A 21,728-nucleotide genomic window follows, 5' to 3' on the forward strand; every position below is an offset into this window, starting at 1 on the left:
GTACCCCAGCGCCACCAGCGCATACATGCTGCCCAGCACCAAGCCATTGATGATTTGCTGGAAAAAGATTTCCATAGACCCTCTGCAATTTGCGACGGATGGCCGTCTCCTGGGTGGGTACCGTTTGCAAGCGATATGCCAAAAACGGATTTCCGCGGGTAATCACCGAGGTTTGACCCCGAAAAGCGGCGCGATTCACCGAAATGACACCTCCATGCACCAGGGATCGGCACCCGACAGGGCGGAAATCCACACTCCGCCCCGCCGGATGGTGCGGCTTTCCGCATTGCCATGAAAGCCGGCCCGCCGGGCGCGACAGGCGGCGGCACATTGGGCACACTGCGCGGCATTCATCATGATCGACCGCTTCCTCCTCGACGCACTCAAGGCCCGGCTGACCCGCCGCCTGAGCCGCCCCAGCTTCTTCATCTACGCGACCGCCGGCCTGATGGTGCTGGGCATGCTCGTCGGCCAGCGCCTCAGCGAGAACGCCGGCATGGCCCATCTGGAGGCGCTGGCCAACGAGCGCCTGGAGCTCTACGCCTCCAATCTGGAGGCCGAGCTGGGCCGGCACGCCTACCTGCCCAGCCTGCTGGCCATCGACGAGCAGGTGCTGGCGCTGCTGAGCCAGCCGCAGGATGCGGCGCTGCGCCGGCGCGTGGCGCAGGACCTGGCGCGCATCAATGTGCGGGCCGGCACCATGCAGATCCTGGTGGCCGATGCCCAGGCCCAGGTGCTGGCCGCGAGCGACGCCAGCCCCGCCCCCGCCAGGCTGAGAGAGGCCATCGACGCCGATCTGCGGCATTTCTTCGCCAGCGACGCGGCCCGGCGCAGCACCGACTTCTATCTGCTGCAGCCGGTGCGTCAGCAGGAGCGGCTGCGCGGCGTGATCGTCGTGCGCCTGAGCCTGGCGCCGCTGGAAGCCACCTGGGTGGACCTGGGGCTGCGCACTCAGGGCGAGCGCCTGCTGGTGGCCGACGAGCAGGACGTGATCATCATGAGCTCGGTGCCCTACTGGAAGTATTTCGTGCTGGGCAGCGGCGACGAGGACCAGCGCCAGGCCCTGCGCGCCAGCGGTCGCTACCCCGCCTCGCCCTTCACCAGCGTGGGCGTGGCTCAGCGTCTCTTGACCGGCACCAATGCCAGCCTGGTGCGCGTGCCGCCGCTGGAGGACAAGCCACGCCTGATCGAGGGCCCGCTGCTGCTGGCCCAGGAGCGCGGCCTGGTGCCGCTGGGCCTGCGCATGGTGGCGCTGTCCGATCCCAGCGAGGTCTGGCGCCAGGCCCGCTACGCCGGCTGGAGCGGCGCCGCCTTCGGTGCCTGCCTGGGGCTGCTGGCGCTCTACCTGGCCTCGCGCCGGCGCGCCTTGCGCCAGCTGTTCCAGGCCAAGGCCGAGCTGCAGCAGGCGCATGGTCAGCTGGAGCGCGTCGTCGACATGCGCACCGCCGAGCTGCGCAGCGCCAACCAGGAGCTGAAGCGCCAGATCGCCCAGCGCATCCAGGCCGAGGACGAACTGGTGCAGGCCGGCAAGCTGGCGGTGCTGGGCCAGATGTCGGCCGGCATCTCGCACGAGGTGAACCAGCCGCTGACCGCGCTGCGCGCGCTGGCGCGCAATTCCCAGCTGCTGCTGGAAGGCGGCCGCCACAAGGCGGTGGCGGACAATCTGCGCATCATCGACCAGATGGTGGAACGCATGGGCCAGATCACGCGCCAGCTGAAGAGCTTCGCGCGCCGCGCCGAGCTGGTGACGGCTCCGGTCTCGCTGCTGGACGCCGTGCGCAATGCGCTGCTGCTGGTGCAGCACCGGCTGCGCGAGGAGCAGGTGGAACTGCAGCTGGAGGTGGCCGCCGGACTGCGCGTGCGTTGCGAGGGCAACCGCCTCGAGCAGGTGCTGGTCAACCTGCTGGGCAATGCGCTGGACGCGATGCAGGGCGAGCCCGAGCGCGTGTTGCGCATCGACGCCCTGCCCCAGGGGGCGGAGCGCGTGCTGGTGCGCGTCAGCGACAGCGGCAGGGGGCTGGACGAGGCCCAGCTGCCGCGCCTGTTCGAGCCTTTCTTCACCACCAAGCCGGCCGGTGAGGGTCTGGGCCTGGGTCTGGTGATCTCGTCGAAAATCGTGCATGAGTTCGGCGGCAATCTGCGCGCCGTGCGCCAGGAGCGCGGCCTGGCCTTCGAGTTCGATCTGGCCGTCGTGACCTGGGAAGCCGTTGAGGAAGAGACACAGCATGTTTGAGGGATACAGCATCGTCTTCGTCGAGGACGATCTGCCGGTGCGGGTCAGCCTGACGCAGACCCTGGAACTGGCGGGCCTGACGGTCACGCCCTGCCGCTCGGCCGAGGAGGCCCTGCCCCATATCAACGCCGGGGCGCAGATCATCGTCATCACCGACGTACGCCTGCCCGGCATGGACGGCCGCGCGCTGCAGGCCCATGTGCAGGCGGTGGACGCCGGCATCCCGGTGATCCTGATCACCGCCCATGGCGACGTGGCGATGGCCGTGCAGGCGATGCGCGACGGCGCCTACGACTTCATCGAGAAGCCCTTCGCGCCGGAACGCCTGATCGACACCGCCCGCCGCGCGCTGGACACGCGGCTGCTGCGCTGCGCCGCCGAGGACCTGCGCGCCCAGCTGCAGCGCGCCAACGGCATCGAGGCGGCGCTGCTGGGCAGCTCGCCGTCAATGCAGCAGCTGCGCCGCCAGATCCTGAACCTGGCCGGCACCTCGGCCGACGTGATGATCCTGGGCGAGACCGGCACCGGCAAGGAGCTGGTGGCGCGCTGCCTGCACGACCAGAGCGCGCGGCGCGACCGCAACTTCGTCGCGATCAATTGCGGCGGCCTGCCCGAGGCCCTGTTCGAGAGCGAGCTGTTCGGCCACGAACCCGGCTCCTTCACCTCCGCCGCCAAGCGCCGCATCGGCAAGATCGAGCATGCCAACGGCGGCACCCTGCTGCTGGACGAGATCGAGACCATGCCGATCGGCCTGCAGATCAAGCTGCTGCGCGTGCTGCAGGAGCGGCGCATCGAACGCCTGGGCTCCAACGAGGAGCTGCCGATCAATGTGCGCTTCGTCGCCGCCAGCAAGGCCGATCTGCGCGAGCTGGGCGAGCAGGGCAAGTTCCGCAGCGATCTCTACTACCGCCTCAATGTCGCGCTACTGCAGATCCCGCCGCTGCGCGAGCGGCGCGAGGACATCCCGCTGCTGTTCCAGCATTTCGTCGCCCAGGCCTGCGCGCGCTACGAGCGCGCCGCGCCGGAGCTGAGTGCCGAGCGCTTACGCGATCTGATGGCGCATGACTGGCCCGGCAATGTGCGCGAGATCCGCAATGCCGCCGACCGCTTCGTGCTGGCGCTGGACAACCTGGACAGCGCCGCCGTGCTGCGCGATGTGCCGGCCCTGAACCTGGCGCGGCAGATGGACCTGGTCGAAAAGACCCTGATCGAGCAGGCCCTGCGCCGTACCCAGGGCAAGGTGCCGGCGGCGATGGAGCTGCTCGGCATCGCGAAGAAGACGCTCTACGACAAGCTGCACCGGCACGCGATCGACATTGACTCGTTCCGTTGAGCCTCAGCGGTAGAAGGCGGGGTCGGGCGTGTCGGTCGGGTTCGCGATCACGCGCTTGAAGGCCTCGCTCATCGGCATCCTCAGGTTGATGCCCTTGGGAGGGATCGGCGATTCGAACCAGCGCTTGTAGATCGCGAAGATCTCGCCGCTGCGGTAGAGCCCGGCCAGCACCTCGTCGACCAGCTTCTTGAATTCGGGGTCGTCGCGGTTCAGCCCGATGCCGTAGGGCTCCACGGTCAGCGCCCGGTCCGAGATCATGTAGTCCCCGGCACTGGGCAGCTGGGCCAGCAGGCTGCGCAGCAGTACGTCGTCCATCATGAAGGCGCGCGCGCGGCCGGTCTGCAGCAGATGGAAGGCCTCGGGATCGTCCAGGCCCGCGATGATGCGGAAGCCGAGATCCTGCTGCCCGTTGACGCTGTGCAGGTACTGGATGCTGGTGGTGCCGATGGTCGATGCCACCGGCTTGCCGCGCAGCTCGGCCAGGCTCTGGAAAGCGTCGGCGCGGCGCGACATCAGCTTGGTTTCCGTGACGAAGGTGGTGACCGAGAAGGCCTGGCTGCGCGCGCGCTCGGCGGTGTTGGTGGTGATGCCGCATTCCATGTCCAGCGTGCCGTTGGCCACCAGGGGCATGCGCGTGGCCGAGCCGACCGCGATGCGCTTGACCTCCAGCTCCGGCAGCTGCAGCCAGGTCTTCAGCGCCGCGATCACGCGGTCGCACAGCTCGATCGAATAGCCGACCGGCCTGAGCCTGGCATCGAGGTAGGAGAACGGCAGCGAGGCGGGCCGGTAGCCGATCACGACGACGCCGGTGGCCTTGATGCGCGCCAGCGAGGGGCCGTCGGCGGCCCGCACGGGCGGCACGAGGCCTGCCAGCAGCGCGAGCACCAGAGCAACAAAGCGGCCGGGAAAGCGAGGAGGCATCGGCATGTGCAGGAATGGAAGCGAGCGCATTGTTCCCACAGCGCGGCCGGATCCGCATGCGCATCTTCACCGATACGAACCGGGCGGACCCGAAAGCAAAAAGCCCAGCAACTCATCGAGTCACCGGGCTTTCGTGTACCTGAGGTACCTACCGAATTTGGTAGGCGCGATTGGATTCGAACCAACGACCCCCACCATGTCAAGGTGGTGCTCTAACCAACTGAGCTACGCGCCTGAAGAGCTTCGCAGTATAGCACGCATTTTTCAGAGGTCCAGCAAGTTCTTTGGCGAAGCGACGAAGACAGCGGCGGCGGCGATCACCTGCGCCGCGCGCCGCGCACGCCGTTGACCTGGGCCACGCTGCGCAGCACCTGGGCCAGGCGCGCCGAGTCGGCCACCTCGACGGTGAAGCTCATCCAGGCGGTGTCGCCCTTCGTGACCTTGACCGACTGGGTGTTCACCGCGGTGACATTCATCTTCTCCTTGGCGAAGACTTCCAGGATGTCACGCAGCAGGCCCTGGCGGTCGTTGCTCTCGACGATCACGTCGACCGGATAGAGCGCGACGCCCTTCCCCGGCGCCTCGCCCCAGGCCACCGCGATCACCCGCTCCGGCGCGCTGCGCGCCATCTCGCGGAAGTTGCTGCAGTCCACGCGATGGATGGCCACGCCCTTGCCGCGCGTCACATAGCCGCCGATCGCATCGGGCGGCGCGGGCCGGCAGCAGCGCGCCAGATTGGTCAGCAAGGAATCGACGCCCACCACCAGCACGCCGCCCCGCGGCGCCGTGCCGCTCGCGCTCTTGGTGCGGCGCTGCGCCAGCAGCTCGTCGCTGTCCGGCTCGGGTGCGGGCGGTCGCAACAGGTTCTCGATGTTGCGCAGCGAGTACTCGTCCTTGCCCACCACCTCGAACAGCGCGTCCGCATTCTTGAAGCCCAGGCGAGCGGCCAGATCCTCCAGCTTGATGGCGGTCTTGCCCTCGCGCTGCAGCAGCTTCTCGACCAGCTCGCGCCCCTTGGCGATGGTCTGCGCCTGCACCTGGGCGTTGAACCAGGCGCGCACCTTGGCGCGCGCGCGCTGGCTCTGCAGATAGCCGAGCTCGGCGTTCAGCCAGTCCAGCGAAGGGCCGCCCTCCTTCAGCGCGATCACCTCGACCGTCTGGCCGTTCTTCAGCCGGGTGTTCAGCGGCACCATCTGGCCGTCGACCTTGGCGCCGCGGCAGCGGTGGCCTAGGTCTGTGTGCAGGCTATAGGCGAAGTCGATCGGCGTGGCGTCCTTGCACAGCTCGACCACGGTGGCCTGCGGCGTGAAGACATAGATGCGGTCGTCGAAGACCATGTCCTCGCCCGCCGCGAAATCACGCTCCCAGGCCAGCAGCTGGCGCAGCACGGCCTTGCGCGCGGCCGCCACCTGCTCCTCGAAATCGCCCGCGGCCACCACGCCGGCATAGCCGCGCGCCCCGGCCTCCTTGTAGGCCCAGTGCGCGGCCACGCCATGCTCAGCATGCTCGTGCATCGCGCGCGTGCGGATCTGCACTTCCATGGTCCTTTCGTCCGGGCCCAGCACCACGGTGTGCAGGCTCTGGTAGCCATTGGGCTTGGGGCGGGCGATGTAGTCGTCGAACTCGCCGGCCACCGGTACGTAGAGCTCATGCAGACGGCTTAAGCAGGCGTAGCAGTCCGCCACCTCGGGCACGATGACACGCAGGGCGCGCAGGTCGAAGACCTTGTCCAGGGACAGGCCCTTGCCCTGCATCTTCTTCCAGATGCTGTAGAGATGCTTGGGCCGCCCCTGCACCTCGGCCTGCAAGCCATGGGCGGCCAGGTCGGCCTCCAGCGCCGCGCGCGCCGCCTCGACGCGCTGCTCGCGCTCCAGGCGCTTCTCGTCCAGCGCGCGCGCCAGCTCCTTGTAGGCCTCGGGCCGCAGGAAGCGGAAGGACAGGTCCTCCAGTTCCCACTTGATCTGCCAGATGCCCAGGCGGTTCGCCAGCGGTGCGAACACCTGCTGCGACTCGGCCGCCACCGCGCGCGGGCAGGCGGTCTTGCTGGCGGCGAAGAAGCGCAGGGTCTGCAGGCGCGAGGCCAGGCGCAGCAGCACCACCCGCAGATCGCGCGAGAACGCCAGCAGCATCTTGCGCACCCGCTCGGTCTGCTGCTGGCGCTGCTCGGCATCGGCCTTGCCGGAGGTCTCGGCCAGGGCCTGGGCCTCGCGCGCCGCGCGCTGGATCTGCACCAGCTTGCGCGTGTGCGTCACCAGGCTGGCATAGCTGTCGCCGAAGGCCTTGGCGACGATCTCCTCGGGCTTGTTCAGGTAGTCGCCCGCGTAGACCAGGTAGGACGCGGCCTGCATGGCCGGCGCCGCGCCGATGCCGGCCAGGATCGCGGCCACGCCGTCGGCATGGGCCAGGGCCTCCTCGCCGGTGTCCAGCGGCTGACCCGACAGCAGCGGTTCGGCAAAGGCGCGCGCGCGCGCCACCGCCGCCAGATCCGCCGCGCCATCGGCAAGGTCCTTGTCGGCCAGGGCCACGATGGCCGCCGCCTGTTCGCCCCCCAGGGGCAATCCTGTCTTCATGACTCCGCCACCAGCGCTACTTCAGAAATTGCCGCACGACCTCGATCTGTTCCGCGGACACCAGGGTGGGTGCATGGCCCACGCCGACAAACTCATGCAGCACGGCGCGCGGGCCGCGCTGCGTCATCGCCGTGGCCGTCGCGTGCGACAGCAGGTCGGACTCGGCCCCGCGCAGCAGCAAGGTCGGGCAGCGCAAGGCGTCGTAGCCCCGCCAGAGCGCCGCCTCGCCGGCCTCGGCCAGCGCCGGCGTCACGACGCCGAAGGGCACGGCGATGGCCGGGTCGTAGTGCAGGCGCACGCCCTGCCCATCTGCGGGCTTGAACATCGGCCGGGACAGCGCCAGCCAGTCCGCCTCGCTGTGCGGGCCGAAGCCGGCGGAAATCTCGCGCAGATGCGCGGCGCCCTCGGCCATGTCGCCGAACACCATGCGCCGGCCCAGGTAGCCGCCGATGCGCTGCAGGGCCGCGTACTCGATGGCCGGTCCCACGTCGTTCAGGACCAGGCGCGCGATCGGGCTGTTCGGCAGCGCCGCCAGGCCCAGGCCGATCAGGCCGCCCATCGAGGTGCCGACCCAGTCGACCTTCTCCACGTCCAGGCGCGCCAGCAGGGTCACCATGTCCGCCACATAGACCGGCACCTGGTAAAGCGAAGGCTCGGGCCGCCAGTCGGAACGGCCGCGCCCCATCACGTCCGGGCAGACCACACGGTAGCGTGCGCTCAGCGCCCGGGCCAGCGCGTCGAAATCGCGCCCCTGGCGCGTCAGGCCGTGCACGCACACCAGCACGCGCGGGTTGGCGCGCTCGCCCCACTCCCAATAGGCCATGCGATGCAGGCCCGAGGTGCTCAGGCATTGCACATGATTCAGCCGCGGTTCAGACATTGTTTGTATCCTCTACACCCATCCTAACAACCCTCGAGGATCTGACATGTTGTTGAAAGGCAAGACCGCCCTGGTCACCGGCTCCACCAGCGGCATCGGTCTGGGCATCGCCCTCTCGCTGGCGCGCCAGGGCGCCAACATCGTGTTGAACGGCTTCGGCGATGCCGAAGGGCCGAAGGCCGAGGTGGCCGCGCTGGGGGTAAAGGTCGGCTACCACGCGGCCGACATGAGCAAGCCCGCCGAGATCGAGGCCATGATGGCCTATATCGAACAGGATTTCGGCGGCTGCGACATCCTGGTCAACAACGCCGGCATCCAGCATGTGGCGCCGGTGGACCAGTTCCCGGTGGAGCGCTGGGACGCCATCATCGCCATCAACCTCAGCTCGGCCTTCCACACCACCCGCCTGGCACTGCCGGGCATGAAGCAAAAGGGCTGGGGCCGGGTGCTGAACATCGCCTCGGTGCACGGCCTGGTGGCCTCGGCCGAGAAGTCGGCCTATGTGGCGGCCAAGCATGGCATCGTCGGCTTCACCAAGACGGTGGCGCTGGAGACCGCCACCACCGGCGTGACGGTCAACGCGATCTGCCCCGGCTGGGTGCTGACCCCGCTGGTACAGAAGCAGGTGGACGCGCGCGCGGCCGCCGCCGGCATCAGCGACGCGGAGGCCAAGAAGCAGCTGCTGGCCGAGAAGCAGCCCTCGCTGCAGTTCACCACCCCCGAGCAGTTGGGCGAGCTGAGCGTGTTCCTGTGCTCGGACGCCGCCAGCAATGTGCGCGGCCAGGCCTGGAGCCTGGACGGCGGCTGGACCGCGCAGTAGCCAATCAGCGACAGCGGGCCGAGCGCCGGGCCGCCCCAAGCCGGCCCGCGGCCACCGCGAGACGCGGCGGCCGCTCCAGGCGTCCGGGCTGGCGCAGGCCAGCCCAGAGCCGCGCCCTTCGCTCCCCTCGGGGGATCGCTCGACGTACCCGTCGAGCGAGGGGCCTCATTTGGTCATCACGACCACGCCGTTGACCGTCACGCTGACCGTCGCCTTGCCGGCCTCCACCGGCAGGGCCTCGTCGGCGGCCATCCCGGCGGACTTCATGCGCAGCATCGGCGCGGCCATCGGCGTCGGGCCGGAATCGGCCGTGTTCACGCTGACCTCGCCGATCTGGTAGCCGCTGAAGCCGAATTGGCGCGCATAGTCACCGGCGCGCGCCCGGTAGCGTGCGATGGCCTGCGTCACCACCTCGCCCTCGATCTTCTCGCGCGCCTCGCGCGACAGGCTGTAGCCGACCCGGGCGATGCTCAGGCTGCCGATGCGCCCGGTCAGCTGGGCGATCGCGGCCGTGTCCTTGCCTTCCACCAGCAGCTCGGCCGTGCCCTGCCAACCGGTGATCGCATTCGGCGCGCCCGGTTTGCTGGAATAGCGCGGATAGAGCGAGAAATTGCCGGTCTGCACCTCCACCTGCCCGGGCTTGGCAATCTTGCGCGCCTCGGCCAGCGCGGCGTCCAGGGCCTGCTTCAGCTGCGCCTGCACCAGGGCCGCATCGCTGCCCTCGCGCGTGGTGGAGAACACCACGCCCAGCACGTCGCGCGTCACCTCCCGGCTTGCGGTCGCGCTGAGGTTCAGCGCGTCCTGACGCGGGGACTGCGCCTGGGCCGCGGAGGCGGCACCAAGCAAGGCCAGGGCAACAAAAGTCTCGATTCGCTTCATGGTTCTCCCGTTAAATATCAAAGCGGCACCAGCTTAGCGTCTGGCCGCGGCAGACCGTTGACGACGAAACATCCATTCACAATCCCAAGGTCGGAACATGTAACAGCGGCCCAAACCCCTGCAAAATGCCGCTGTTACATATTCAGGAATGGCCATGAACAGCTCTAGCAACACCCGGCCCAATCGCGTTCTGGTGGTCGACGACGACGCCCGCATCCGCGATCTGCTGCGCCGCTATTTGACCCAGGAAGGCTTCGAAGTCCTGCTGGCCGAGGATGGCAAGGCCTTGAACAAGCAACTGACCCGCGAGACCGTGGATCTGCTGGTGCTGGATCTGATGCTGCCCGGCGAGGACGGCCTGTCGATCTGCCGGCGCCTGCGCGCCGCCAACGACAACACGCCCATCATCATGCTGACCGCCAAGGTCGAGGAAGTGGACCGCATCGTCGGCCTGGAGGTCGGCGCCGACGACTATCTCGCCAAGCCCTTCAACCCGCGCGAGCTGCTGGCCCGCATCAATGCCGTGCTGCGCCGCCGCCCGGCGATGGAGGCGCCCGGCGCGCCCTCCAAGGAGCCGATGACCGTCACCTTCGGCCCCTTCGAGTTCGATCTGGCGATGCGCCGGCTGTCGAAGAACGGCGAGGCCCTGCCGCTGACCACCGGCGAGTTCTCGATGCTGAAGGCCCTGGTGCGCCACCCGCGCCAGCCGCTGTCGCGCGACAAGCTGGCCCAACTGGCGCGTGGCCGCGAGTTCGAACCCTTCGACCGCAGCCTGGACGTGCAGATCTCGCGCCTGCGCAAGCTGCTGGAAGCCGATCCGGCCCAGCCCCGCTTCATCCAGACGGTTTGGGGCGTCGGCTACGTCTTCGTGCCCGATGACGTGAGCTGATGTCGAGGCCACAGCTTGCGCTGAACCTGTTCTGGCGCACCTTTGCCCTGCTGGCGCTGCTGCTGGTGGGTGCAGTGCTGGCTTGGCAGCAGACCTTCAAGGCCCTGGAGGCCGAGCCGCGCGCGCTGGAAAGCGCGCAGCAGCTGGCCGGCCTGGTGAACCTGAGCCGCGCGGCGCTGGCCAATGCCGATGCGATCGGCCGCGTCGCGGTGATCAGCTCGCTGTCCAGCACCGAGACGGTACAGGTGCGGGTGGCCGAACTGCACGACCGCTGGCTGGCCTACGAGGACGACCCCTTCTCCAAGCGACTCGCGGCCGAGCTGCGCAGCCGCCTGGGGCCGGACACGGTGGTGGCACGCAGCGTCAATGGCGAGCCCGGCCTGTGGGTGCGCTTCGGCATCGACCGCGACGCCTACTGGCTGCGCACCAGCCCGGCCCCGCTGTCCATCCAGCTCAGCAGCAACTGGTGGTGGATCGCGATCGCGCTGGTGGCCACGGTCCTGGGTTCGGCCACGATCGCGCGCCTGATCAACCAGCCGCTGCGCGAGCTGGCCGACGCGGCCGGCCGCATCCGCGACGGCGAGTACGACTCGCGCCTTGACGAGAGCACCCGCACCAGCGAGATCCGCGAGGTCAATATGGGCTTCAACCGCATGGCCCGCGAGCTGGCCAAGATGGAGGAAGACCGCACGGTGATGCTGGCCGGCATCAGCCACGACCTGCGCACGCCGCTGGCGCGCCTGCGCCTGGAGGCCGAGATGAGCGTCAACGATGAGCTGGCGCGCCAGTACATGGCGCAGGACATCGACCAGCTCGATGCCATCATCAACAAGTTCATGGACTACGCCAGGCCCAGCGAGCTGCAGCTGCAGCCGCTGAACCTGAGCGAACTGGTGGAGCGCGAGGCGCAGGCCTTCCGCGACCCCAGCCAGTTGCGCATCAGCCTGCAGCTGAGCAGCCAGCTGCGCATCTGGGCCGACGAGACCGAGCTGGGCCGGGTGCTGCTGAACATCTTCGAGAATGCGCGCCGCTACGGCCATGGCCCGGACGAGGCCGCCTGGGTGGAGGTCTCGGCCGAGGTGCAGGGTACCTGGGTGCAGCTGAAACTGCGCGACCACGGCCCGGGCGTGCCGCCGGACAAGCTGGCGCGCCTGACCACGCCCTTCTTCCGCGGCGATGCGGCGCGCACCGCCGCCACCGGCGCGGGCCTGGGGCTGGCGATCGTCGAGAAATCGATCCAGCGCATCGGCGGCCAGCTCAAGCTGGCGAATGCCGAGGGCGGCGGCTTCGTGACGATGATCCGCCTGCAGAAGGCCAGCTGAACGCCGGCCGGCAAGGCCGGATCCCGGGGCGCCGCGGGCTCAGGCGGCGCTGAGCAGCGCGACGGCGCGGGCCTCGATGGCCCGGCCCTCGCCCACCGGGCCCATCTTCTCGGCCGTCTTGGCCTTCACATTGATCTGGCCCGCATCGACGCCCAGCACCTCGGCCAGGCGCGCGCGCATGGCCGGGATATGGGGCGCCATCTTCGGGGCCTGGGCCACGATCGTCGAGTCGATGTTGACGAGCTGCCAGCCCGCCTCGCGCACCTTGCGGTAGGCCTCGGCGAGCAGGCGCATCGAATCGGCGCCCTTGAATTCGGCCGCAGTGTCGGGAAACAGCTTGCCGATATCGCCCAGCGCCGCCGCGCCCAGCAGCGCGTCGGTGATCGCATGGGCCAGGGCGTCGGCGTCCGAATGGCCCAGCAGACCATGCGTGTGCGGGATCGTGACGCCGCCCAGCACCAGCGGCCGGCCCGTGACGAGCTGGTGCGTGTCCCAGCCTTCTCCAATACGCAGCTTCATCGCGGGCGCCTTCATCAATGCCGGGTCACGACGAGGGGCGCGCCGTGGGTGACGATCAGGGTGTGCTCGAACTGGGCCGACAGATTGCCCTTGACGCCGGCCAGGGTCCAGCCATCGGCCTGCTCCTCCACCTGCGTGCTCTTGGTCGACAGGAAGGGCTCGATCGTGATCACCATGCCGGCCTTCAGCACCCGGGTGTCGCGCGCGTCGTAGTAGCCGGGGATGTACTCGGGCTCCTCATGCAGCGAGCGGCCCACGCCATGGCTGCACAGGTTCTCGATGATCTTGAAGCGGTGCGACCTGGCCACGCGCTCGATCGCGTGGCCGATGCGGTTCATGCGCGCGCCGTCGCGCACCTCCTTGAGCGCCTGCTCCAGCGCATAGCGCGCCGCGAACACCAGCTGGGTCTTGGTGGGCGTGGCGGGCGGCACGATGCGGGTGCCGCCGGTGTCGGCGTAGTAGCCGCCCAGCTCGGCCGACACGTCGACGTTGACCACATCGCCCTTGGCGATCACGCGCCCGCCGGGGATGCCGTGGGCGGTTTCCTCGTTGATGCTGATGCAGGTGGCGCCCGGAAAGTTGTAGCTGATGGCCGGCGCCGATTTCGCGCCGAACTCGGCCAGCCAGCGCGCGCCCATCTCGTCGAGCTCGCGCGTCGTCATGCCGGGGCGGATCGCGTCCAGCATGCGGTTCAGCACGCCGGACACGGCATGTCCGGCGGCCTTCAGGCCGGCGATGTCGGCATCGCTTTCTACAGTCATTTCAGCTTCCTCATCGGTTCGTCAGCAGGCGCTCGGCCAGCGCGAAATCGGCCGGCCAGGTCACCTTGAAATTCTCCAGCGGCGCTTCCACCAGCAGCGGCTGGTGGCCCAGCGCCTCGATGGCGCTGGCCTCGTCGGTCACGGCCTCGGCGGCGCCCGCCAGCGCCGGCTGCAGCAGGCCCAGGCGGAACATCTGCGGCGTCTGGGCGGCCCATTTGCCGGCGCGGTCCACCGTGCACATCACGCGGCCATGGCTGCCCTGCTTCAGCGTGTCGGCCACCGGCAGGGCCAGCAGGCCACCGACCTCGTCGTCGGCGCAGGCCGCGATCAGCTGCTGCACCCATTCGGGCCGCAGCAGGCAGCGCGCGGCATCATGCACCAGCACCCAGTCATGCGCCTGCGCGCCCCGCGCCTGCAGCTCGCGCAGGCCGCTGGCCACCGTGTCGGCGCGCGTGGCGCCGCCGCTGCGCGCCACCCAGCCGGCGTCGAAGCCCGGCACCGCGGCCTCGAACTGGTCGTCCTCGGGTGACAGCACCACCAGGGTGCCGGCAAGACCCGGCACCCGGGCCAGCGCGTCCAGCGTGTGGGCCATCATGGCCCGGCCCGCCAGCGCCACATATTGCTTGGGAATCGCGGCGCCCGAACGCGCGCCGACGCCGGCCGCGGGCACCAGGGCGTAGCAGCGCGGCTGCAGGCCCATTGCATAGTCACTCATGGCTTGATTGTAGGGAGTGCCTCTCCGCGCACGATGAGCCGGACCGCGCGAAGGCCGCAGATCCGGCCTCGCCGGGCTGCCGGCCTTGCCCTCTCGAGGGGGCGCGCGCAGCGCGTAGGGGGTGGATCACATCAAGCAATAGTCGACCGGCTTCAGCGGCGGCGGCAGCTCGGTGTCGCCCAGCGCCTGGCGCAGGTCGATTTCGATCGTGCGGCAGATCGCGTCCAGCGGCAGGTCGTTCGGCTCCAGGCCGAAGGGCTCCTCGATCTCGTCGCCCAGCGCATCCAGGCCGAAGAAGGTGTAGGCCACGATGGCCACGACAAAGGGCGTCATGAAGCCGATCGCATCGACCAGGCCGAAGGGCAGCAGGAAGCAGTAGAGATAGGCGGTGCGGTGCAGCAGCAGGGTGTAGGAAAAGGGCAGCGGCGAACTCTTGATGCGTTCGCAGGCCGCGGCCGCCGCGGTCATCGCCGACAGGGTGTTGTCGATCTGGGCCGTCAGCACGCTGTCCAGCCGGCCGTCGCGGCGGCATTGCGCCAGGTCGGCGCCCATCGTCATCATCAGCGCCGCCGAGGGGTTGGCGGCCGGGGCCAGGGCTTGCCATTCGGCCGGGCGCAGCAGCGCCCTCACCTCGCCGGCGGTATCGGCGCTGCCGCGCAGCTGGTGCTTCAGCGCCTGGCAGAAGGCCACGGCACGCAGCACCATGCGCACCCGCAGGTCTTCCGGATCGCGCGGCCCCGCCGGCGGCGCCGGCGCCTCGACCAGGCTCAGCACCTGACGCGCCAGGTTGCGCGCGCGCAGCAGCAGGTCGCCCCAGAGCTTGCGGGCCTCCCAGTAGCGGTCGTAGCAGGCGCTGTTGCGGAAGCCCAGGAAGATGGCCAGCGGCAGGCCCATCAGCGTGAAGGGAATCGTGGTGACGACGATCTTCTGGTGGAACAGCGGCGCGCCATGGGTCCAGGTCACCAGCACCGCCACCGCGACATTGGCCAGCAGCGTCCAGCGGATCTGCTTCAGGATCGAGCCGCGCAGCAGGAAGAACAGGCGCAGCCCGGAGGGCCGCTCGCGCACGATCATGATGCGCTCGTCGGCAGCATGCGGCCCTCGCGCAGATAGCGCGTATGCCAGCCGAGGGCCTCGTCCAGCAGATGCGGCGTGTGCTGGCCCGGCGCGCCGCGGCGCGCGCGCTCGAAATAGTCGCGCAGGGCGGGCCGGTAGTCCGGATGGGCACAGCGCTCGATCAGCAGCACGGCACGCTCCTTCGGCGAGAGGCCGCGCAGATCGGCCAGGCCCTGCTCGGTGACGACGATCTGCACGTCATGCTCGGTGTGGTCCACATGCGAGGCCATCGGCACGAGGCAGGAGATCTTGCCGTCCTTGGCGGTCGAGGGCGTCATGAAGATCGACAAGTAGGCATTGCGCGCGAAATCGCCCGAGCCGCCGATGCCGTTCATGATGCTGGAGCCCATCACATGGGTGGAGTTGACGTTGCCGTAGAGGTCCACCTCGATCATCGCGTTCATCGCGATCAGGCCCAGGCGGCGGATCAGCTCCGGGTGGTTGCTGATCTCCTGCGGGCGCAGCACGATGCGCTGGCGGAAGAACTCGATCTCGCGCTCGAAACGCGCCGCCGCCGCGGGGCTCAGCGAGAGGGCCGTGGCCGAGGCGCTGGCCAGCTTGCCGCTGACCAGCATGTCCAGCATGCCGTCCTGCAGCACCTCGGTGTAGGCACTCAGGCGCTCGAAGGGCCCGTCGTTCAGCCCGGCCAGCACGGCATTGGCGATATTGCCCACGCCCGATTGCAGCGGCAGCAGCTCCGGGCCCAGGCGGCCGCGCTGCACCTCGTGCTGCAGGAAGTCGATGATGTGGCCGGCGATCGCCTGCGACACCGCATCGGGCGCGGCGAACGTCGAATTGCGGTCGCCCTGGGCGGTTTCCACCACCGCGATCACCTTGTCCGGGTCGCAGCGCAGATAGGGTTCGCCGATGCGGTCGTCGGGCCGGATCAGCGGGATCGGCACGCGATGCGGCGGCAGCTGGGTGCCGTAGTAGATGTCGTGCATGCCCTCCAGGCCCGCGGGCATCTGGCCATTGACCTCGAGGATGATCTGGTCGGCCTGGTCCAGCCAGGTCTTGTTGTTGCCCACCGAGGTGGACGGAATCAGGCGCCCGTCCGGCAGGATGCCGGCCACCTCGATCACCGCCACGTCCAGCTTGCCGAAGAAGCCGAACCAGACATACTGGGCCACATGGCTGAGGTGGATGTCGGTGTACTCCATCCTGCCGTCGTTGATCAGCGCGCGGCTGGTCGGGTCCGACTGGTAGGGCATGCGCAGCTCGACGCCGTTCACCTTGGCCAGGGCGCCGTCCAGCTCCGGCGCGGTGGAGGCGCCGGTCCACAAGCCGATGCGAAAGCCCTGGCCCTGTGCGTTCAGGCGCGCGATGCGCGCCGCCAGCGCCTGCGGCACGGCCTTGGGATAACCTGCGCCGGTGAAGCCGCTCATGCCCACATGAGCCCCCGCCGGGATCAGCTCGGCGGCCGCCTCGGCCGACATCAGGCGCCTGCGCAGGCCCTCATGGTGGATACGGGAGACGGCTGACATCGGCAACTCCTGGACAATCGAGGGCAAGACGCAAACCATGCAGCATAGCCCGAACCTAGGGTTAACACCGACAATGGCCTCCACTCCTCGCCCATTCTTCGCATGCAGCTCCAAGATCTCCAGCAGCGCCTGAGCGCCCTCGGCGCCAAGCCCGCCCATCAGCAGCGGGTGCTGCGCCACTGGGTGCAGGCGATCCCGCTGAGCCAGGGCCGGCGCGCGCTGGAGGATTTCCTGCCGCTGGCGGTGCGCGAGGCCCTGCCGGGGCTGATGGCCCAGCTGCAGGGCCTGGCACGGCTGCGCTCGGCCCATCCGGCCGAGGACGGCTCGGCGCGGCTGCTGGTGGACCTGGCCGACGGCCAGATGGTGGAAAGCGTGCTGCTGCCGCGCGACGGGCTGTGCGTCTCCAGCCAGGTGGGCTGCGCGGTCGGCTGCCGCTTCTGCATGACCGGGCGCGATGGCCTCGTGCGCCAGGTGACGAGCGCCGAGATCGTGGCCCAGGTGGCGCTGGCGCGCGGCCAGCGCGCCGTCAAGAAGGTCGTGTTCATGGGCATGGGCGAGCCGGCCCACAACCTCGAGCATGTGATGGAAGCCATCGAGCTGCTGGGCACGCTGGGCAATATCGGCCACAAGAACCTGGTGTTCTCCACCGTGGGCGACCCGCGCGTGTTCGAGCGCCTGCAGGGACCGGACTCGGGTCCGGTGAAGCCGGCGCTGGCCCTGTCGCTGCACACCAGCAAGCCCGGGCTGCGCGAGCAGTTGCTGCCGCGCGCACCGCGGCTGACGCCGGCCGAGCTGGTCGCGGCCGGCGAGCGCTATGCGCGCGCCACCGGCTATCCCGTCCAGTACCAATGGACCCTGCTGGACGGCATCAACGACGGCGAGGACGAGCTGGACGGCATCGTCGCCCTGCTGAAGGGCAAGTACGGCGTGCTGAACATGATTCCCTACAACAGCGTGCCCGAGCTGCCCTATGTGCGGCCCGGCTGGGACAAGGCCCGCGACATCGCGCGGCGCCTGCACCAGCGCGGCGTGCTGACCAAGCTGCGCGACTCGGCCGGCCAGGACGTGGACGGCGGCTGCGGCCAGCTGCGCGCGCGCGCCGAAAGGCCGGCCATGCGCCGCACCGTCGCCATCAAACCGGCCTGAGCCCGCCGCCCGGCGCGCCGCCGAAAGCCCTTTTGCGCCGCTTTTTGCGCCGGATACTCCGGCCTGCCCCGAGCGCGCGTCGGTAGCCCCCCGTAAAATCGCCGCCTTCCCTCAATCAGACAACGCACGCGATGTCCCACGCCCCCGAAGACAGCCACAAGCCCCACAACTTCCTGCGCGCCATCATCGAGCGCGACCTGGAGGGGCAGGAACAGGGCCAGGGCCAGTTGCAGGGGGAGCGCCGCTTCGCGGGCAGCCCGGGCGACGCGGCCCACCATGGCGCCGGAGCGCTGGACCCGGCCAGGATCCGCACCCGCTTCCCGCCCGAGCCGAACGGCTATCTGCATATCGGCCATGCCAAGAGCATCTGCCTGAACTTCGGCCTGGCGCGCGACTACGGCGGCATCTGCCATCTGCGCTTCGACGACACCAACCCGGAAAAGGAAGAGCAGGAGTATGTCGACGCGATCAAGGAGATGGTGGCCTGGCTGGGCTGGAGCTGGGACGCCCAGTCCGACGGTAGGACCACCTCGCACCTGTTCTACGCCAGCGACTACTTCGACTTCATGTACCGCGCGGCCGAGCACCTGATCTCGGCCGGTGACGCCTATGTGGACGAGCAGACACCCGAGCAGATGCGCGCCAACCGCGGCGACTTCACCAACCCGGGCAGCAACAGCCCGTTCCGCGACCGCACGCCGGCGGAGAACCTCGCGCGCTTCCGCGAGATGCGCGACGGCAAGCATCCGGACGGCGCGATGGTGCTGCGCGCCAAGATCGACATGGCCGCGCCCAATATCAATCTGCGCGACCCGGCCCTCTACCGCATCCGCCGCGCCACCCACCACAACACCGGCGACCGCTGGTGCATCTACCCGATGTACACCTATGCGCATCCGATCGAGGACGCGCTGGAGCGCATCACCCACTCGATCTGCACCCTGGAGTTCGAGGACCAGCGGCCCTTCTACGACTGGCTGCTGGAGCACCTGGCCGACGGCGGCCTCTTGGCCCGCCCGCTGCCGCACCAGTACGAGTTCGGCCGCCTGAACCTGAGCTATGTGGTCACCAGCAAGCGCAAGCTGCGCCAGCTGGTCGAGGAAGGCCATGTGTCGGGCTGGGACGATCCGCGCATGCCCACCCTGGTCGGCATGCGCCGGCGCGGCTACACGCCCGCGAGCATCCGCGCGATGGTGGAAGGCTCCGGCACCACCAAGGCCAACAGCTGGCTGGACTACTCGGTGCTGGACGGCTGCCTGCGCGCCGACCTGGAAGGCAAGGCGGCACGCGCCAGCGTGGTGCTGGAGCCGCTGAAGCTGAAGATCGGCAATTTCGCCGAGGTTTTCGGTTCGCTGGAGCACCGCGAGCCCTGCTCGGCCCCGGCCCATCCGCACCTGCCCGAGCTGGGCCAACGCAGCTTCTCCTTCGGCCCCGAGCTGTGGGTCGAGCGCGAGGACTTCATGGAGGTGCCGACCAAGGGCTACCACCGCCTGTTCCCCGGCAACAAGACGCGCCTGAAGTACGGCTATGTGGTCGAGTGCACCGGCTGCGAGAAGGATGAGCGGGGCAATATCACCGCGGTGCTGGCCCAGGTCGTGCCCGACACCAAGAGCGGCACGCCGGGCGCCGACGCGGTCAAGGTCAAGGGCGTGATCACCTGGGTCGGCGCGCACGACGCGGTGGCCGCCGAGGTGCGCCTGTACGACCGCCTGTTCAGCGTGCCGCAGCCGGGCGCCGGCGAGGCCGACTTCCTCAGCGAGATCAACCCGAACAGCTGCAAGACCGTGCAGGCCTGGCTGGAACCGTCGCTGGCGAACGCGGCCGCCGGCACGCATTTCCAGTTCGAGCGCCACGGCTATTTCATCGCCGACGCGGTGGACCACCGGGCCGACAAGCCGGTGTTCAACAAGATCACCGGGCTGAAGGACGGCTGGGGCAAATAAGCCCTGGCAACGGCGCCCGAAAGGGCGCCCCCAACAGCGTCAGCCGCGCAGCTGGGCGCTGCGCACCAGGGTCTCGACGCGAGACTGGTAGCGCGGGAAAAACACCAGGCGCGGCGCGCTGTAGTGGATCACGAACAGCTCGCCGTTGCGCACCGCGCCATAGGCCAGGCCGCGCAACGGCACGTCGTCGACCTTGCGGTTCAGCGAGTATTCGAAACGGAAGCCCTTGCCGCCGAGGAAGTCGGTCGGTTCCAGCTTGTCCAGCTGGAAACTGGAGCCGTCGCGCGTCAGCATGGCCTCGTACAGGGCCACGATCTCGGCCGGCTGCATTGCGGTCCTGAAGTTCAGCGGCTTCTGGCTCTTGGCCCCATTGGGCAGCTGCGCGATCGGCTGGCCATCCTTGATGCCCACATAGAACTGCAGCGCATCGACCGTCACCCCTTCGACCGTCCAGGTCGGCACGTTGTTGCCGAAACCGCGTTCGAACTGATTCCAGGCGGTGTCCAGCTTCAGGGCCATGCGGTTGCCGACGACCGCATCGCCGGTGGCAACCTTGCTGACCGCCGCGCAGCCAGCCAGCACGGCGGCCAAAGTCAACGCCGCCAGGCGCAGGCCCAGCGCGCCACGGCGGGAGGTCTTGTTCGTCATCGTCTGGTTCTTCATCACTTGTCCTGCCCTCACAGAAAACTCTTGATCATGGCGGCATCCGCAGCCTGCGGTACCCGCTCGATATAACGCGCGAAGGCCTCGCGGGCCTGCGCCGCCTGGTCGCGCCCCTGGTAGAGATAGCCCAGCGCCCGGTGCAGTTCCGGCGGCTCCTGGCCAAGGCCCAGGGCCTGCTCGAAATCACGCAGCGCCAGATCGCCGTCGCCAGAGGCGGCGCGCAGGCGGCGCGTCTCGCCGCGGAAGTACAGCAGATCGGCGCGCTGGGGCGAACGCCCCACCAGCCGGTCGAGCAACACCAGGGTCTCGCCATGCTGGCCGCGCCGCAGTTCGTCCTCCAGCATCAGCTGCTGCAGGCCCGCCAGACGGCCGTCCAGTTCCGTCGTGCCCAGGAAGCCGCCGTTGTCGGCCTCGGCCAGCCGGCTCAGCGTCGCGCTGCGCTCCTCCGAAGCCGGATGGGTGGCGAACATCGGGCTGCCCTTGGCCGGGTCATGGGCCGCAGCCGCCTCGGCGCGCAGGTTCTCCCAGATCTTGCTCGCCTCGCGCGTGTCATAGCCAGCCTGGCGCATCAGTTGCAGACCAATGGCATCGGCCTCGCGTTCATGCTCTCGCGAAAAGCCGAAGGCGCCGGCCAGCGCCGCCATCTGGCCGACCAGGCCGACAACGCCGAACATGCCGATAAACATGCCAAAGGCGCTGCGTGCCTTCATGTCACGCAGCCGCTCCAACGAATGGCGCTGCAGGTAATGCCCGATCTCATGCCCCAGCACCGCGGCCAGTTGCGCTTCGTTGTCCACCCGCAGCAGCAGACCGCTCCAGACCTGCATCATGCCGTTGGGCGCCATGCTGGCGTTGAAAAAGGGCGTGCGCACCGGATAGACGCGGATGTCGACCGCATGTTCGCCGGCGAGTTTGGCGACGATGCTCTGCAGATAGTCGCGCAGCGGCGCATCGCGGAGCATGAAAGGGCTGCGCCGCAGCCGCGTCTCCTCGCGGTCCATCAATGCCCAGAGACCGCCCTCGTCCGAGCTCAGGTCGGGTTTGGAGAAACGTGCCGGTGCGGCCCAGTTGGTCTGAGCCCAGCCCACGCAATGCGCGCAGCCCGCGCCCAGCGCGAGCAACCAGTCGCGGCGTTTCAAATGAGGGGTATGGAGGCAGCGCCGTCTTGCGGCTCGCTGCATTCGTCCTCAGTCGTCCGTCTCGCGCAGTTCCGGCGTCGCGTACTCGCGCCCCACCACCGCGCGGGCGAACAGGTAGTTGTCCAGCGCGCGTTCGCTCAGCTGGTCCATCTGCACCTGGCCCCGGGCATCGCAGGGAAAGGCCAGGGCCTTGCCGGCGTCGAACAGGGACTGAAAACGCAGCTCGAAGTGGCGGGCATGCAGCAGGGGGGCGGGGGCGGTGTTCATGGCGACGGGTTCCTGAAAGCTCTGATCCGAGCCTAGGCGCCCCGGCGCCCGGCGCACGTGAATAGTACGCAAGCTGCTTTCGCCTTCCCTCTCTTTGGGGACAGGGGCTGCATTAGTTCACGCCGCGC

General features: G+C 69.0%; 20 protein-coding genes and 1 tRNA gene. 8 read left to right on the top strand and 13 right to left on the bottom strand.

The window, feature by feature from the left end:
* The 3 genes from AC07OQ_RS13640 to AC07OQ_RS13650 all read left to right on the top strand — a co-directional run.
* On the top strand, nt 1-295 hold a 295-nt coding region (locus AC07OQ_RS13640; RefSeq protein ID WP_495053668.1), incomplete at its 5' end, for a hypothetical protein.
* A 60-nt stretch (nt 296-355) separates the two neighbouring features.
* On the top strand, nt 356-2,233 hold the full coding sequence (locus AC07OQ_RS13645) for a sensor histidine kinase (RefSeq protein ID WP_495053669.1): 1,878 nt from the start codon (nt 356-358) through the stop codon (nt 2,231-2,233).
* Entirely contained in the window at nt 2,226-3,566 is a 1,341-nt protein-coding gene (locus tag AC07OQ_RS13650) for a sigma-54-dependent transcriptional regulator (protein WP_495053670.1), read from the top strand. The genes AC07OQ_RS13645 and AC07OQ_RS13650 overlap by 8 nt, the downstream gene beginning before the upstream one ends.
* A 3-nt stretch (nt 3,567-3,569) precedes the next feature.
* Here the strand turns inward: AC07OQ_RS13650 and AC07OQ_RS13655 are convergent, their stop codons facing one another.
* The 4 genes from AC07OQ_RS13655 to AC07OQ_RS13670 all read right to left on the bottom strand — a co-directional run bounded on the left by AC07OQ_RS13655 (nt 3,570) and on the right by AC07OQ_RS13670 (nt 7,937).
* Entirely contained in the window at nt 3,570-4,493 is a 924-nt protein-coding gene (locus tag AC07OQ_RS13655) for an amino acid ABC transporter substrate-binding protein (RefSeq protein ID WP_495053671.1), read from the bottom strand.
* Nucleotides 4,494-4,645: 152 nt separating this feature from the next.
* A tRNA-Val gene (locus tag AC07OQ_RS13660) sits at nt 4,646-4,722 on the bottom strand.
* A gap of 82 nt (nt 4,723-4,804) precedes the next feature.
* On the bottom strand, nt 4,805-7,057 hold the full coding sequence (locus AC07OQ_RS13665) for a RelA/SpoT family protein (protein ID WP_495053672.1): 2,253 nt from the start codon (nt 7,055-7,057) through the stop codon (nt 4,805-4,807).
* A 16-nt stretch (nt 7,058-7,073) separates the two neighbouring features.
* Nucleotides 7,074-7,937 (bottom strand): alpha/beta fold hydrolase, encoded by an 864-nt coding sequence (locus AC07OQ_RS13670; protein WP_495053673.1) that lies wholly within the window; start codon nt 7,935-7,937, stop codon nt 7,074-7,076.
* Nucleotides 7,938-7,986: 49 nt separating this feature from the next.
* On the opposite strand from AC07OQ_RS13670, the gene AC07OQ_RS13675 reads away from it, so the two are divergent.
* Nucleotides 7,987-8,757, top strand: a complete 771-nt coding sequence (locus tag AC07OQ_RS13675) for a 3-hydroxybutyrate dehydrogenase (RefSeq protein ID WP_495053774.1) — start codon at nt 7,987-7,989, stop codon at nt 8,755-8,757.
* Between the two features lie 165 nt (nt 8,758-8,922).
* On the opposite strand, the gene AC07OQ_RS13680 is transcribed toward AC07OQ_RS13675, so the two are convergent.
* Complete coding sequence (locus AC07OQ_RS13680; RefSeq protein WP_495053674.1) at nt 8,923-9,636, bottom strand: SIMPL domain-containing protein; 714 nt, start codon at nt 9,634-9,636, stop codon at nt 8,923-8,925.
* A 154-nt stretch (nt 9,637-9,790) separates the two neighbouring features.
* On the opposite strand from AC07OQ_RS13680, the gene ompR reads away from it, so the two are divergent.
* Both ompR and AC07OQ_RS13690 read left to right on the top strand, forming a co-directional pair.
* Entirely contained in the window at nt 9,791-10,525 is a 735-nt protein-coding gene (gene ompR, locus AC07OQ_RS13685; RefSeq protein ID WP_495053675.1) for an osmolarity response regulator transcription factor OmpR, read from the top strand.
* A complete protein-coding gene (locus AC07OQ_RS13690) occupies nt 10,525-11,847 on the top strand; it encodes an ATP-binding protein (RefSeq protein ID WP_495053676.1) in 1,323 nt (440 codons plus the stop codon). The genes ompR and AC07OQ_RS13690 overlap by 1 nt, the downstream gene beginning before the upstream one ends.
* Before the next feature lie 39 nt (nt 11,848-11,886).
* On the opposite strand, the gene ispF is transcribed toward AC07OQ_RS13690, so the two are convergent.
* The 5 genes from ispF to scpC form a co-directional block, all read right to left on the bottom strand.
* On the bottom strand, nt 11,887-12,366 hold the full coding sequence (gene ispF / locus AC07OQ_RS13695; RefSeq protein WP_495053677.1) for a 2-C-methyl-D-erythritol 2,4-cyclodiphosphate synthase: 480 nt from the start codon (nt 12,364-12,366) through the stop codon (nt 11,887-11,889).
* A gap of 14 nt (nt 12,367-12,380) precedes the next feature.
* Nucleotides 12,381-13,127 (bottom strand): type I methionyl aminopeptidase, encoded by a 747-nt coding sequence (map, locus tag AC07OQ_RS13700; RefSeq protein ID WP_495053678.1) that lies wholly within the window; start codon nt 13,125-13,127, stop codon nt 12,381-12,383.
* Between the two features lie 10 nt (nt 13,128-13,137).
* Entirely contained in the window at nt 13,138-13,842 is a 705-nt protein-coding gene (gene ispD / locus AC07OQ_RS13705; protein ID WP_495053679.1) for a 2-C-methyl-D-erythritol 4-phosphate cytidylyltransferase, read from the bottom strand.
* Between the two features lie 126 nt (nt 13,843-13,968).
* Nucleotides 13,969-14,916: a bestrophin family protein gene (locus AC07OQ_RS13710; protein ID WP_495053680.1), complete on the bottom strand. Its 948-nt coding sequence runs from the start codon at nt 14,914-14,916 to the stop codon at nt 13,969-13,971.
* Entirely contained in the window at nt 14,913-16,442 is a 1,530-nt protein-coding gene (gene scpC, locus AC07OQ_RS13715) for a succinyl-CoA:acetate CoA-transferase ScpC (protein WP_495053681.1), read from the bottom strand. The genes AC07OQ_RS13710 and scpC overlap by 4 nt, the downstream gene beginning before the upstream one ends.
* A 102-nt stretch (nt 16,443-16,544) precedes the next feature.
* Between scpC and AC07OQ_RS13720 the strand changes: the two genes are divergently transcribed.
* Together AC07OQ_RS13720 and AC07OQ_RS13725 are read left to right on the top strand one after the other, a co-directional pair.
* Complete coding sequence (locus tag AC07OQ_RS13720) at nt 16,545-17,588, top strand: RNA methyltransferase (RefSeq protein WP_495053682.1); 1,044 nt, start codon at nt 16,545-16,547, stop codon at nt 17,586-17,588.
* 131 nt (nt 17,589-17,719) lie between these two features.
* Nucleotides 17,720-19,531 (top strand): glutamine--tRNA ligase/YqeY domain fusion protein, encoded by a 1,812-nt coding sequence (locus AC07OQ_RS13725; RefSeq protein ID WP_495053683.1) that lies wholly within the window; start codon nt 17,720-17,722, stop codon nt 19,529-19,531.
* 39 nt (nt 19,532-19,570) lie between these two features.
* Here AC07OQ_RS13725 and AC07OQ_RS13730 read toward each other — a convergent pair whose 3' ends face one another.
* From AC07OQ_RS13730 to AC07OQ_RS13740, 3 genes are read right to left on the bottom strand one after another with little or no spacing between them, the layout of a single operon-like run.
* The gene (locus AC07OQ_RS13730) at nt 19,571-20,194 is read right to left on the bottom strand and encodes a hypothetical protein (protein WP_495053684.1); all 624 of its coding nucleotides are present in this window, start codon (nt 20,192-20,194) and stop codon (nt 19,571-19,573) included.
* Nucleotides 20,195-20,208: 14 nt separating this feature from the next.
* Nucleotides 20,209-21,333 carry a M48 family metallopeptidase gene (locus AC07OQ_RS13735; protein WP_495053685.1) on the bottom strand — a complete coding sequence of 375 codons (1,125 nt, stop codon included), beginning with the start codon at nt 21,331-21,333 and terminating at the stop codon, nt 20,209-20,211.
* Between the two features lie 48 nt (nt 21,334-21,381).
* Nucleotides 21,382-21,600 (bottom strand): hypothetical protein, encoded by a 219-nt coding sequence (locus tag AC07OQ_RS13740; protein WP_495053686.1) that lies wholly within the window; start codon nt 21,598-21,600, stop codon nt 21,382-21,384.
* Nucleotides 21,601-21,728 lie beyond the last annotated feature (128 nt).

The organism is Roseateles sp. GW821-FHT09B06, assembly GCF_059418245.1.

Coding starts and splice junctions, on each gene's coding strand:
- ispF (WP_495053677.1), bottom strand. CDS start 12,366: ATGAAGCTGCGTATTGGAGAAGGCTGGGACACGCACCAGCTCGTCACG.
- AC07OQ_RS13710 (WP_495053680.1), bottom strand. CDS start 14,916: ATGATCGTGCGCGAGCGGCCCTCCGGGCTGCGCCTGTTCTTCCTGCTG.
- AC07OQ_RS13670 (WP_495053673.1), bottom strand. CDS start 7,937: ATGTCTGAACCGCGGCTGAATCATGTGCAATGCCTGAGCACCTCGGGC.
- AC07OQ_RS13690 (WP_495053676.1), top strand. CDS start 10,525: ATGTCGAGGCCACAGCTTGCGCTGAACCTGTTCTGGCGCACCTTTGCC.
- AC07OQ_RS13740 (WP_495053686.1), bottom strand. CDS start 21,600: ATGAACACCGCCCCCGCCCCCCTGCTGCATGCCCGCCACTTCGAGCTG.
- AC07OQ_RS13665 (WP_495053672.1), bottom strand. CDS start 7,057: ATGAAGACAGGATTGCCCCTGGGGGGCGAACAGGCGGCGGCCATCGTG.
- AC07OQ_RS13725 (WP_495053683.1), top strand. CDS start 17,720: ATGTCCCACGCCCCCGAAGACAGCCACAAGCCCCACAACTTCCTGCGC.
- AC07OQ_RS13680 (WP_495053674.1), bottom strand. CDS start 9,636: ATGAAGCGAATCGAGACTTTTGTTGCCCTGGCCTTGCTTGGTGCCGCC.
- AC07OQ_RS13720 (WP_495053682.1), top strand. CDS start 16,545: ATGCAGCTCCAAGATCTCCAGCAGCGCCTGAGCGCCCTCGGCGCCAAG.
- ispD (WP_495053679.1), bottom strand. CDS start 13,842: ATGAGTGACTATGCAATGGGCCTGCAGCCGCGCTGCTACGCCCTGGTG.
- AC07OQ_RS13650 (WP_495053670.1), top strand. CDS start 2,226: ATGTTTGAGGGATACAGCATCGTCTTCGTCGAGGACGATCTGCCGGTG.
- ompR (WP_495053675.1), top strand. CDS start 9,791: ATGAACAGCTCTAGCAACACCCGGCCCAATCGCGTTCTGGTGGTCGAC.
- AC07OQ_RS13645 (WP_495053669.1), top strand. CDS start 356: ATGATCGACCGCTTCCTCCTCGACGCACTCAAGGCCCGGCTGACCCGC.
- AC07OQ_RS13730 (WP_495053684.1), bottom strand. CDS start 20,194: ATGAAGAACCAGACGATGACGAACAAGACCTCCCGCCGTGGCGCGCTG.
- map (WP_495053678.1), bottom strand. CDS start 13,127: ATGACTGTAGAAAGCGATGCCGACATCGCCGGCCTGAAGGCCGCCGGA.
- AC07OQ_RS13655 (WP_495053671.1), bottom strand. CDS start 4,493: ATGCCGATGCCTCCTCGCTTTCCCGGCCGCTTTGTTGCTCTGGTGCTC.
- scpC (WP_495053681.1), bottom strand. CDS start 16,442: ATGTCAGCCGTCTCCCGTATCCACCATGAGGGCCTGCGCAGGCGCCTG.